The 11,809-nt window shown below is 55.9% G+C and carries 15 protein-coding genes; 10 read left to right on the top strand and 5 right to left on the bottom strand.

Going from position 1 to position 11,809, the window contains the following annotated elements; all coding sequences use genetic code 11:
* Positions 1-189 precede the first annotated feature (189 nt).
* The 10 genes from L8H52_RS06225 (at position 190) to L8H52_RS06180 (ending at position 5,811) form a co-directional block, all read left to right on the top strand.
* Complete coding sequence (locus L8H52_RS06225) at positions 190-687, top strand: hypothetical protein (RefSeq protein WP_242206067.1); 498 nt, start codon at positions 190-192, stop codon at positions 685-687.
* A 144-nt stretch (positions 688-831) separates the two neighbouring features.
* A complete protein-coding gene (locus tag L8H52_RS06220) occupies positions 832-1,296 on the top strand; it encodes a hypothetical protein (RefSeq protein WP_242206065.1) in 465 nt (154 codons plus the stop codon).
* A gap of 164 nt (positions 1,297-1,460) precedes the next feature.
* Positions 1,461-1,778, top strand: coding sequence for a hypothetical protein (locus L8H52_RS06215; protein WP_242206063.1), 318 nt, complete (start codon positions 1,461-1,463; stop codon positions 1,776-1,778).
* A gap of 264 nt (positions 1,779-2,042) precedes the next feature.
* A complete protein-coding gene (locus L8H52_RS06210; RefSeq protein ID WP_242206061.1) occupies positions 2,043-2,345 on the top strand; it encodes a hypothetical protein in 303 nt (100 codons plus the stop codon).
* 61 nt (positions 2,346-2,406) lie between these two features.
* A complete protein-coding gene (locus L8H52_RS06205; protein ID WP_242206059.1) occupies positions 2,407-2,775 on the top strand; it encodes a hypothetical protein in 369 nt (122 codons plus the stop codon).
* A 23-nt stretch (positions 2,776-2,798) separates the two neighbouring features.
* Complete coding sequence (locus tag L8H52_RS06200) at positions 2,799-3,197, top strand: HEAT repeat domain-containing protein (protein WP_242206057.1); 399 nt, start codon at positions 2,799-2,801, stop codon at positions 3,195-3,197.
* 99 nt (positions 3,198-3,296) lie between these two features.
* Positions 3,297-3,695 carry a hypothetical protein gene (locus L8H52_RS06195; protein WP_242206054.1) on the top strand — a complete coding sequence of 133 codons (399 nt, stop codon included), beginning with the start codon at positions 3,297-3,299 and terminating at the stop codon, positions 3,693-3,695.
* A 334-nt stretch (positions 3,696-4,029) separates the two neighbouring features.
* Positions 4,030-4,503: a hypothetical protein gene (locus tag L8H52_RS06190; protein ID WP_242206052.1), complete on the top strand. Its 474-nt coding sequence runs from the start codon at positions 4,030-4,032 to the stop codon at positions 4,501-4,503.
* A 71-nt stretch (positions 4,504-4,574) separates the two neighbouring features.
* Complete coding sequence (locus L8H52_RS06185; RefSeq protein WP_242206051.1) at positions 4,575-5,015, top strand: hypothetical protein; 441 nt, start codon at positions 4,575-4,577, stop codon at positions 5,013-5,015.
* A 493-nt stretch (positions 5,016-5,508) separates the two neighbouring features.
* Positions 5,509-5,811 (top strand): hypothetical protein, encoded by a 303-nt coding sequence (locus L8H52_RS06180; protein WP_242206049.1) that lies wholly within the window; start codon positions 5,509-5,511, stop codon positions 5,809-5,811.
* 112 nt (positions 5,812-5,923) lie between these two features.
* Here L8H52_RS06180 and L8H52_RS06175 read toward each other — a convergent pair whose 3' ends face one another.
* Genes L8H52_RS06175 through L8H52_RS06155 form a run of 5 tightly spaced genes read right to left on the bottom strand, consistent with a single transcriptional unit; the run spans position 5,924 to position 11,804 of the window.
* Positions 5,924-7,561, bottom strand: a complete 1,638-nt coding sequence (locus L8H52_RS06175; RefSeq protein ID WP_242206046.1) for a BatD family protein — start codon at positions 7,559-7,561, stop codon at positions 5,924-5,926.
* Positions 7,558-9,297 carry a tetratricopeptide repeat protein gene (locus L8H52_RS06170; protein ID WP_242206044.1) on the bottom strand — a complete coding sequence of 580 codons (1,740 nt, stop codon included), beginning with the start codon at positions 9,295-9,297 and terminating at the stop codon, positions 7,558-7,560. Before L8H52_RS06170 ends, L8H52_RS06175 begins: the two co-directional genes overlap by 4 nt.
* Positions 9,294-10,373: a VWA domain-containing protein gene (locus tag L8H52_RS06165; RefSeq protein ID WP_242206043.1), complete on the bottom strand. Its 1,080-nt coding sequence runs from the start codon at positions 10,371-10,373 to the stop codon at positions 9,294-9,296. Before L8H52_RS06165 ends, L8H52_RS06170 begins: the two co-directional genes overlap by 4 nt.
* Positions 10,366-10,863, bottom strand: coding sequence for a DUF4381 domain-containing protein (locus L8H52_RS06160; RefSeq protein WP_242206041.1), 498 nt, complete (start codon positions 10,861-10,863; stop codon positions 10,366-10,368). The genes L8H52_RS06165 and L8H52_RS06160 overlap by 8 nt, the downstream gene beginning before the upstream one ends.
* Positions 10,860-11,804, bottom strand: a complete 945-nt coding sequence (locus L8H52_RS06155; protein ID WP_242206039.1) for a DUF58 domain-containing protein — start codon at positions 11,802-11,804, stop codon at positions 10,860-10,862. Before L8H52_RS06155 ends, L8H52_RS06160 begins: the two co-directional genes overlap by 4 nt.
* Positions 11,805-11,809: the final 5 nt, after the last annotated feature.

The raw sequence follows: 11,809 nt of genomic DNA, 5'->3' as shown, positions 1-11,809 counted from the left end.
GCGGTGCGAGGGCTTGTCCGGACCGGACGTAGCCGGGCATTTCGACGAATCCCTTCATTGACGACCCAACGCCGGTTACCTACCATTGAGCCACTATATTGATATCATTTTGAAGTCGAACAATCCGTCGGGCTTCTACCTCCGCGCCACGATAGCTCACACAGCGATATAGAGTTTGGAGCAAGTGCAATGAAACGGGTCAATTCGATACCTTCTGTTACTGACACCCAAGCGTATTGTTACTGGAAAAAACAATGGTCTAGCCAAGAAGATCTGGATGTTCATTCGTACATCTTTGATCAATGCAGGCCCGACCATGTATTGATGTTTTCCACTATGCTCTTCCCTGACTTTGTGGTAGCCGAGGGTGGTGTTTTTTTAGGACGAAATTTTTCAGACGAAGTGTTCGACACGTGTTTTGCCCTTGCCTCCGGTGATCTTTCAAAGACTGAGCAGTTATTGAATGTTGTGAGGATCTATGACGTTTTTGGTCAGGGTGCCCGTGATGTTTCGGATGATGTTTTTCTTCAATTGTGCAATGTGATTGGTTTTTCGTGGCGCATGGTGCTGAAAGAGAAGTTTCCAGAGAAGATCTTCTGTGTAGAGGTGTCGAACTCAGAGCAGAACTATGGCCCGGATATTACTTTCTACCAGGTTGGGCCACTGAGTTTGGGAGCCGGAACATGAGACGTCAGGACTTGGAGCAAGAGGCGGATTTTTATGGGACTTCGAGAAAACTCTCGTCTTTGGATGAGTGGCATCTATCCGTGCGCTATACACCCGTGCAGCACCTGGTGCTTGGCGGAGTGGCGTGATGCTTGAGGGAAGTGTGTGAAACTTAACAGTGAAATGGAGCAAATGCTCGTTCGTGCGGGACGTGCTTCTCTGGACGGCGAGTTGGCGGATATCGCAAGGTCCGGTTTCGTGGAACGGGATGGCTGTGTTTTTCTGGCGAGTCTGGAGAGCTTCCAGAAGCACGTAAGCCTGAAGAGTTTCCTAGATAAAACGGGATATGAATGTTTCGTAAACTCGATCCATGCCGATGATTTTGTAAACGCTGATTTTTTGGCATGCGCGTGCTCCTATCTGTCTTTAGTGTTTGAGACGTGGAACAAGTCATGTATGCCGGGAGTTCTGCAGGGAGTCATTTCGGGTGACGAATTCGATGCGACGGTGAAGTTTCATCTGCTGCGCCCAGGGGAAACCTGGCTGAGCGATGACCTTGAGGGGTATGAGGACGCAGTGCTTACCGTTGAATCGAATGACAAGGGGTTTCTTGAGGCATACGGAGTATGAACATCTAACGGGGGTAAATGGGACAGACCACGTTTAAATAAACGTGGTCTGTCTGCGGTTCTGCTCCGAATTTTTGTCTAGCTTTCGTGTCAGTCAGCAAGAAACCAACTGATCAAAAGCGCTGAGAAAGGCCTGCAGCGCTCGCAATAAAAAGGAAGCTTGTGTTGACCAATAGATACGCAGTTGTTGTGGAATCAGGATCTGACTTGCCTGACAGAGAGATTCTGGTCAGTCGGGCATGGGGCGACGTTCCCGTCTCCTACATCCAGGATCAAGAGGCTTTTAACGACTGCAGTTTCCTCGATTTAAAAGTCAATAAATGGGAACTCAACAGGGAATGGAGCGCTAAGCAGAACAGCGAACTCTTGATAAGAATTGAAAAGCTTAAAGGGACAGCGCTCGATGACTTTCTGCATAGAGACGGCTCTCTTTGGCCTGTCGATTTGGCAGAAAAAACGCTCATGATTATTGAGTTGGACTAGGGCAGGAGTGCGCTGGACCATTGTCTGTTGCTGCGTTTGGTGTCGGTTTTTATGGGGCAGTTCAAGGTCTACAGATGGTCTGACGGTATCGTAGAGGTGAGTGAAGAAATTGCCGCTTCGTTACCCGCTCAACAGGCTGTTCTAGAGCGATTGATCAGATGTGAACAGGCTGCCAGCGGCGAGTAACGTGAAGAATTTGGTTAAAGAGGGAATATGAATGGCTCTGATAAAACTCCGCCTTCCCCCAGCCCCGAGGGATAAAGAGTGATCACTGAAGATATAAAGATTGTCCAGGAAATTTTCCAATTGGTCGAAGCAGGCATCGTCCATGGCTATGACGCGTTCCGATATGGTGTGGAGCTCGGAGAGGGCTACATAGAAACGGAATTGGCCGTCGAGAAAGACGGGGTTGAGGACTGGAATGTCGAAACCGACATAAACGATGCGAAAATTCTTCGTTTGGTCGACCAGTTGCAAGCAAGCGCTATCAACCGTGGCGAACCCTGGAAGTCTTTCGTTCTCTCCTACCGCGAAGGCGAACAAGTGAAAACGAAATTTAACTACTGATTTGATAATGCGCGTGGTCTGTCCCGGTCTAATTGCGGGCGGAAACTGCTGGAGAATGGAAATGCGGGTTGAAAGCTTGTTCAATCAGGCCCGAAGCATGGTTAAAGGGCTTTATTTTCACGCGATGGATGAGCTCGGGTTTCGTCCGGAGCAAGCTTTTGCCTATGCTCAGGATGAGCTGGAGCGCCTGATGCGCAAAGACGCACCAGGTCCGAATGCAATCCTGCAGACGGCCATTTATATGGAAGGTAACCGACGAGGCCTGAAGTTGTCGAAAGACAGCCCTTACGCGATTGATATGTTGGATATTTTGATCGATACGTACAATCAGTGCAGTGTTGAGAGTCTTGTTGAGGCTGGGGTCGATGACGAGGAACTGAGAGCCATTCAGTTGGGCATGGACACAGTGCGCAAGGTGTTTCTTTCTTAAGAGAAACGGCGAGTACGACAACGATGTTTATCAAGTTTGATAAGTTTATAGAGATGTTCGCTGGTGAGGAGTATCCAAAGGACTATTGGTCTGACGTCGCCATAATCAGCGCCTCCGAAATGTTGGTTGGCTTTTCTGAGGGTGATTGGCTGGATCTCTTCGCAGTTGTAGACAGTAAAAGCGATTTTTGGGCGTTGCGTCTCTGTGAGACGCTGGGAGATTCCCCGGATGAAAGAGCACTGCTCGTATTGTTGAAGATGAGCTCACGCAATGGCAGCGTGATTTACGCTGCACTGGAATCCATCAGATCTTTGATCAGTCTTGGCCTCGATGTGTCGGCGTATGCGGATCAGATCAATGCTGCGACTGAACGTGCGCAGCATGTGACGGGTAAAGTGGGTTTGCTTCCGGCTTTCCTATAGGTCTGAAAGGCGCAGATGAGGTTGTGTTAGTCCAACTGCCATAAAAAAGTAGATCCTCAGCGTACGAACTGAGGAGTAGTCGTAAATTCCAAGGCATTTATGGAACTGAAATTTTATCAAACCGCCGGCGGTACCTACCCCGAACGACAGTTGTTTCACGCGATCGGTGAAGTGAATTCTGATCAGGAAGACGCTGAACGATATCAGCTTTATGTGTGCAGCGTTCTTGATGCCATCGCACAAGTTCCGGAGGATTGTGATCGTCTGCTGGCAGCTATTTCATCTGTAGAGGCGGGCGTGCAAGCTTCAATCACTGATGGGGGAAACGATGTCCTGTTGAATATGAGTGATGAGGGAGTACAGGTCGATATTCTGGTCAACGATGACTGGACTGGACTGGGCAGCCGCAAAGCTGGTTTACGTTGCAGGAGTGGAGGAAAGTTCTGGAGCAATGGAAGTGGCTTCTCGAATTGCCGGATGGTTCTGACGAGGTCGTGATACTGAAATTGCCATAGGTCATCACTGAAACGGAAGAAAGGGGCTGAGATTAGAATCGATAAGGATTTGATGAGCAGTCGGTACGCTGTTGTGTTAGGTCGAGGAAGCTATAAATAGGACAGACCACGTTTAAGTAAACGTGGTCTGTCCCCGATTCTGCCCTCAGAAGGCACCATTCGACTCCCATGGGCAACCGGTATTCTTTGATGGAAAAAAATACATCACGCCTAATGTGGATGGACATAACGTAACGGGCGGATGGAAAGTATTTGATAAAAAGGGCAGGCGTGTCGGTACGTACGATAAAGATTTGAATTGGGTGAAGGATTAAATAATGAGCTTTGAAATATTACTGGAAAAAGAGCCTTTCGAGCACTTTGGTACCCAGGCTTTACGTGGATTGATACGACTGGGTGAGGAAGAGGAAAGCTTCTTTGCTCCGATCTCTTTCTGGGACAGGCAGGAATACTTGAATAGCTGGTACTCATCGCTTTGTCTCGGTCTCGAAAGAAGACAGCATTCAGTATTAGTCACTTCAATGCTTGATCCAGAGTCCGCAAATTTCCTGATGGTCTGGGTTTTGTATTTTGTTGGAGAGTCTGTTCACATTCAGAATAGTGTCGTTTTTCTTGACGACGTTGTTCCTGGGTTTAATGTGGACGATGTCAATACTTACGTCGGTGTGCGCGAGGTCGCTAACGAAGATGGCGACAGGATTTCCGAATGGGTCGTGCCTCTGTCGGAATTGCTCGGATTCAAGGAAAAGTTGAAGATGGAAGTAGAGTCTTCAAAGACGAAGAACGACTGAGCTTGGGAAAAAAGGACAGATCCCGTTTAAATAAACGTGGTCTTTCTCGAGGCATCAAAGGTCTTTAATTTGTGACAGTTGAAAATGAAGAAGGCCATCTCCTGACTGTGATTGCTGAAATTGGCGTATTGGAGTGGCAAAAGTATCAACAGCGTTTTCCAAAAGTAAGGGTTGGGAATGAAATGCAGCGGGAGGATCATTCTGCGCTGCCACCCTTCATCGCTTTCAGATTTGAGTGTATTAGCAAGGTTGATATCGACAAGTTGAAGGCCGCCGTGGAAGGGTACAAGGGGGCTTTATCATGGTCGCTTATTAGCCGGTCACGCGAAGGGCTACCCGGGATTAATTGGATGATTGCACCGTCAAGGTTGTGGGAGGTGGGAGAATTTGCTTTGCAAGTAAACATGACGGCAGCGGTCTATTTGTCCATTCATGAACCTTTACTTGGTCCAGTGGCATACGAGGATTTAATTGGACTGACGGAACATGTCCGTTCTGTGTTGGATCACTGAGGATAACGGGACAGACCTCTTTTAAAAAACGTGGACTGTCCCTGAGGGATCTTTCGTGGGTGTGACTCCAAAATCGCCATAAGGCAAAACTTGAACAGAAAAAGGACGCTTCAGTAGTCATGCCAAAGTTTGCTTGTGTATGCGGTCACGTCATTAACCTGTCTCAAGGGACGTCCGAGTGTGAAATGTCTCTGGTCCCTGAAACTAAGATCGATGAAATTGGCTATGCGCTATCAAATCGCTGGCTGTCTGAAGACGAATTTTACGAAGCGATAGACCAAGGGGCTGTTACGGTTTATCGATGCCAGCAGTGCGGGCGGCTGCACGTGGACCAAGGTGGTGGACAGTTTTCTTCCTATATAAAGGAAGTGAATTAGTTGCTTGGGATTGGGCGATTGAAGTTGACAGGATGTCGAGGCCAACTGTGTCGAGCTTTTCCGCGCACACTTAGAAGAGAGGATGATTGGAACAATAAATTTCCGGAGGTGAGAGAGTGATTGCTGAAGATTTTGAACTTGTGGCAGCCATTTTTCAGCTGGTTGAGGCCGGAATTGTTCACGGTTATGACGCCTTTCGATACCGCGTTGAATGGGGGGGGAACTATATGGAGGCAGACCTCGCCGTTGAAAAAAATGGCTCAGAAATCTGGGGCGCTGAAACTGATTTCAATCATTCGAAAATCTATGCGCTTGTAGAAAAATTACACGAGCATGCAGTCGCTCGCGGTGAGCCCTGGAAGGCATTTGTTCTCTCCTATCGCGAAGGCGAACAAGTGAAAACGAAATTCGACTATTGATTCCGATTGTCTTCAGCCTTTTTTCCCTAAAGCAAAATCGAAAGATCGCAGCCTTCGGCAGCGTCTACACATACCCTCTGTAGGACCTGCCGAAGGCTGCGATCTTTTGCTTTTACTTCGGATAAAGCGGCGGCAACCCGCTATCACCCACCGGATCCTGCACCCGTTCCGCCGCTGGAATCGTGCGGATCGCCCGCCACAAATCCTCACCCTGCCAATGCTGCCCCGTCTCGCTGTACAGCGCCCCATTCAACCCATCCAGCGCATCCGACAACGGCACAAACCGCGCCGCCATATCCGCCAATGTCTCCGGCTGTTGCCGCGCCCACGCATCCAGTGCCTGCCGTGTTGCTTGCGGGTCATTCGCTTGGCTCGCCCGCTTGATGTCATCCATCAAGGTGCGCGGGCTCGGACCGGTTTGGGCGGCGCGATGCACTGCCGGTTGCCAGCGTGCGCGCCACCACAGGCCGAAGCCGAGCAGGGTGGTGCAAGCGAGGATCAGGGTGCTGAGTTTCCACCACCACAACACATCATTATCGACGATGCTCGGCTGCAGGTTGCCGGTTGGGGTATCGACTTGCAGGCTTGGGTTGTTGGCTACTTGCAGGGTGCGTGCGGGCAGGCTGCTGTGTTCCAGATGGTCTTCGAAGGTGTTCCACCAGACCACGTCCACGGTCGGCAATTCGATGGCGCCGCTGCGACTTGGCACCAGCGCTTCGCGTTCTTCGCGGCTGCCGACAATGCCGCGGTCGGTGCTCTGGTTGCTCAGTACCGGTTGATCGGGGTAGCGGCGCAGGCCGTTGGCCTCGGTGGCGGGTAGCGCTGGCAGTTGCGAGCTGGCCAGGCCTTCGACTTTCAGGGTGAGGCTGCGCGTCATCGAGTCGCCGACCTGGATATGTTCCGGTTCCGGGTTCCAGCTTTCGCTGAGGCTCAGGCTGCGCGCGGGCAGCCATGGCGCGTCGACCGGGTAGGTCAGCGGTTTGGGTTTGACGGTCAGAGGGATTTCGGCGGAACTGACGCGCATCAGTTTGCCCGGTTTCGGCCCCTGCGCATTGGCATCCTGTGACGGCTGCGTATCGACCAGTGTCGCGCTGAAGGTCTGCGGCGCAATGGTCAGCAAACCGCTGTGCTGCGGGTAGATCGCGTAGCGCATTTCGATGACGCCATGGCGCACGCCGTTGAGGTCTTTTTCGTAGGTGCGCGTGTCGCCGAGTTGTTCGATGCGCGCATCGGCGATTTGCAGGGGCGTCAGGCTGCTGTCGTCGTACAGCGACACCGAATGGTAGATGCGCAGGGTCAGAATCGCTTGCGCCTGCACGTAGACGCTGGACTGATCGAGGCTGGCTTCGATGAACACCGGATCAAGGCTGTTCTTGTTCTCGCGGGTATCGCTTTCGACCACTTGTACGGTGATCGGCTGGCTCTGCGCGTCGCCCAGTTGCAGCGGCGGGATCACCACGCTGCCGTTCTCTTTCGGCAGCAGGGTGATGATCCAGCGCGTGGTCGCGCGGTTGTCGCCGTTGAGGGTGTTGAGCTGGTTGACCTGGCGCGTGCCGCGTACTTCGAACAACGCTTCCAGCGCGGTCAGGTCAGGTTTGCCGAACTGGGTGACGTCGCTGGTTTCGAGGGTGAGTTCGACCGTCTCGCCGGAGTTCAGGCGACTGCGATCCACACTGGCGGTCAGCTCGGCCGCCTGGGCGGTGGCCGTGCAGAGCAGCAGGGGCAGCAAGAGAGCGGTGAAGCGGGTCATCGAGTGTTTTCCTGATCCTGATGTTGTTGCTGTTCGTACCAGAATTTTCGTCGCAGCAGTTCGCCCGGGTCATCCCGGATCTTGCCCAGCCATTGTTCCAGTGCCTGGCGTTGCTCGCCTTCGAGGTTGTCCTCGCTCGGGCGCAGCGTCGGCACGGTGTCCGTTTGTTCTTCCTCGTCGCTGCCCGGCACTTCGTTGGGGCCTGGCTGCGGCGGCGTGGTCGGGGGCGGTTCGCTGGCCGGTTCGACAGGCTGCGACGGGCTCTGGGTTTCACTGTTCACGGCGGGCGGCGGCGTGGTCGCAGGCGCTGGTTCGTCGCCCGGCAGACTTTGCTGCTCGCTCGGTTGGGTGTCCGGTTCGGCGGGCGGCGGCGTATTTTTCTGCTTGAGCAGATTTTCCACCAGCGTCTTGTTGGTCTGCGCCGGACGTAAATCCGGTTGCTGTTCCAGCGCCTGCTCATAGGCATCGATCGCCGCTTCCAGCTCACCGCTTTTCGCCAGCGCGTTGCCACGATTGTAGTGGGCGCGGGCATCGCTGCCTTCGGCGAAACGCTGAGCGGCGCCACTGTAGTCGCCGGCCTCGTACAACGCCACCCCTTGCCACTGGTGATCTTCGAAATGTTGCGCCGCCTCGGCCGGGCGCTTCTGTTTGAGCAGGTGCAGACCCTGTTGATCGGGGCGCAGCCACAAATCCTCAAAGTCAAAAGCGTAGCTGGGCTGCGGCAGGCAGAACAGCAACGGCAGGCAGAACAACCAGCCGCGCCGCCCGGCGCACGCCGCGAGCAGCAACAGTGGCAACAGCAGCCAGTAACCCTGATCGGCCCAGGTGTCGAGGCGCACGGTCTGGCCATCGTCGCGCAAGCTGCGCGGACCGTTGAGCAGACCGAGCGCGCCGAGATCCGCTTCGTCGAGGCGGGCAGGGTGGTATTCACCGCCGACGCTGTTGAGGAATGCGCTCAGGCCCGGACTGTCGAGTTGCGGCACGCGAATCGCGCCCTGTTCGTCCTTGAGGAAACTGCCGTCCTCCTGAGCAATCGGCGCACCTTCGGCGGTGCCGACGCCGAGCATCAACAGTTGCGTCGATTGCCCACTCAGCGCGCGGCGAATGCCTTGGCGTTCCTGTTCATCAAGCGACGAGCCGATCAACAGAATCCGCCCCTGACCGAGCGCGCCTTGTTTGAGCAAGGCCAGCGCTTTGCTCACCGCGAGATCGGCACGGTGGCCGCTTTCCGGCATCAACGACGGTTTGAGCGCATCGAGCAGATTGCGACTGGTCGCCAGGTCATCCGACAGCGGCACCAGCGTGTGCGCGCTGCCGGCATAGACGACGATGGCGGTCTGCGCATCGCTGCGCGCCTGCAGCAGATCGAACAGCTTGCGCCGCGCCTGTTCCAGGCGCGTCGGTGGCGAATCGGTGGCGAGCATTTCCGGGGTCAGTTCCAGCACCACGACCAATGGATCGGCGGGCTTCTGGCTGGTCTGTTCGACGCGCTCCCAACTCGGCCCGAGCAGCGCCAGAATGGTCAGCAACCATGCCACGCCGAGGGCGACCCACGGCAGTTTGCTGTCGCGACCATTGCCGCCACTGAGCAGCGTGGCATGAAACGCCGGTGGCAAAATCATCTGCCAGCGCCCGGCGCGTTTCTGCCGGTGCCAGAGTTGCCAGATCAGCCAGCCCAGCAGCGGCAGCAACAGCAGCCACCACGGACGGAACCAGTGCGGCCAGAGCGCGATCATCGGCGCCTCCGCAAACGCAGGCGCTTGAGGCGCTCGCGCCAGTCAGGCAGCGGACTTTGCAGGTACAGCTCCTTGGTAAACAGGCGTTGCAACGGGTTGTCCGGCCACAATTCACGGCTGACCAGTAACAGACTCAACCACAGCGCCAACGCCAAAGGCCAGTGATACAAGGCCTGTGCCGGGCGCGCCTGGGTCGGTTGCTGGGTGACGGGTTCGAGCTGGTCGAGGGTGTCTTTGATCGCTTGCAACTCTTTGCCATCGTGGGCGCGGAAATACTGGCCACCGGTGGCTTCGGCGATGGCTTTGAGCGCTGGCTCGTCGAGGTCCAGGCTCGGATTGACGCCAAGCAGGCCGGTTGAACCGCTGTCTTCCGGGTTGGCGCCAATGCCGATCGGGTAGATTTTCACGCCCTCTCTGGCGGCCAGTTTTGCTGCGGTCAGTGGATCGATTTCGCCACCGTTGTTGGCACCGTCAGTGACTAGAATCAGTACACGACTTTGCGCCGGACGCAGGCGCAGGCGTTTCAGGCCCAGACCGATGGCGTCACCGATGGCGGTGTTTTTGCCGGCGATACCGATGCGCGCTTCGTCGAGCCAGACGCGCACGGTGCGGCGATCAAAAGTCAGCGGCGCTTGCAGATAGGCCTGACTGCCAAACAGGATCAGGCCGACACGATCACCCTCGCGGCTTTCGAGGAAGTCGCCGAGCAGATGCTGAACCAGCGACAGGCGACTGACTTCTTCGTCCTGCCACTGCATGTCGGGGAAGTCCATCGAACCGGAGACATCCACCGCTACCAGCAGATCGCGACCACTGGCGGCAATCGGCAACGGCTCGCCAAGCCATTGCGGACGGGCGGCGGCGGTCAGCAGCAACAGCCACAGCAGCATGAACGGCGCCTGTTGACGCCACGCCGGCAGATTGGCGCGAGCGCGACGGCGGGCGAGACCCTCAAGGTCGGCGAGGAAACTGACTTTCAGCGCTGGCTCGCCGCTGTCGGCCACTGGCAGCACCAGACGCATCAGCCACGGCAGCGGCACCAGCGCGAAGATCCACGGCCAGGCGAACTCAAACATGTTTGCGAATCCATGTATCGACCGCTTGGGTCAGGCCGGCGATGGCTTTGTCATCGAGTTTGCATTCCGGTTTATAGGCGCCTTCGACCAGAACCATCCAACGGGTGAGGCCCGCCGCCGGGCAACGGTTGTCGAGAAAGGCCAGCCATTTACGGCCGTTGAGGGTGTGGCTCTGGCTGTAGGGATAGTGGTTGCGGCACAGGCGCTTGAGCAGGCCGTTGAGTTGTTGCAGCCACGCCCCGGCCGGGGCGCCGTCGTAGGGTTTGGGCATTTGCGCCAGTTCGGCAAGGGCGGCGATGCGCACCGGGTCGAGTGGCTGTTCGGCGCGAACGATCGGGCGTTTCTTCATCGGAATGAAACGGCGCAGGCGCCACGCAGCGAACCCCAGCGCCGGCAGCAAAAGAAGCAGCAGCCACCAGCCCGGCGCCGGCGGCCAGAAGGCAATCGGTGGGGGCGAGATCAGCGGTTGCAGTTGTTCGAGGCCGTTCATCGACTTTTACCCGGACGCTGCGGATTGAGGAATTCGCGCATCTGCTCGACCATTTCACTTTGCGTACTCAGCGGCATCAGCAATACCCGCAGTTTTTGCGCGAGCAATTCCCAGCGGGCGATGCGTGCTTCGGCCTGGGCGCGATAGGTCTGGCGCAGCTCGAAATTCAACGTGTCGAGTTCCAGTTGCGCGCCGCGTTGGGCGAATCGCAAAAGTCCGGCGGCGGGTAGGGCGTGATCCAGCGGATCGGACAGCGGCAACATCAGCAGATCGCAGTGGCGCGAGAGCAGGCTCAGTTGCTGCTCGGCACTGTCGGACAACGCGCGCTCGTCGCAGATGACAATCACCAGACTGCCCGGGCGCAACACTTCACGGGCACGGCGCAACGCCACGCCGAACGCATCGCGATCCGGCTCACGCTCGCTGTGCAGCGACTGATTGACCTTGACCAAGCGGTTGAGCAGTTGCAGCAGGCTCTGTTTGCTGCGCCGTGGCTTGATTTCGTAATGCTCGTTGTCACCGAAGACCAGTCCGCCAACGCGATCGTTATGGCCGAGCGCGGCCCAGCCGATCAGAGCCGCCACTTGCGCCGCGAGTACCGATTTGAACATCAGCCCGGAACCGAAAAACAGCCGCGTGCTTTGCTCGACCATAATGAAAATTGGCCGTTCGCGCTCTTCGTGGAACAGCTTGGTGTGCGGCTCTTGCGTGCGCGCGGTCACGCGCCAGTCGATGGTGCGCACGTCGTCGCCGGCCTGATAGACCCGCACCTGATCGAAGTCGACGCCGCGACCACGGAATTTCGAGTGATGCAGGCCGATCAGCGGGCTGCGCTGACTCGGCGTGGAAAACAGTTGCACTTCACGCACGCGGTGGCGCATCTCGATCAGCTCGGCGAGGCTGACGCGAATACCGGGTTCGGAAGGCTGGGGGGCGTTCATGGGGG

It is taken from the genome of Pseudomonas sp. CROZ-RG-20F-R04-15 (assembly GCF_022662375.1).
Lineage (GTDB): Bacteria > Pseudomonadota > Gammaproteobacteria > Pseudomonadales > Pseudomonadaceae > Aquipseudomonas.
Note: the sequence above shows the minus strand (reverse complement) of the source record. Positions and strands in the feature narration are given on the sequence as shown.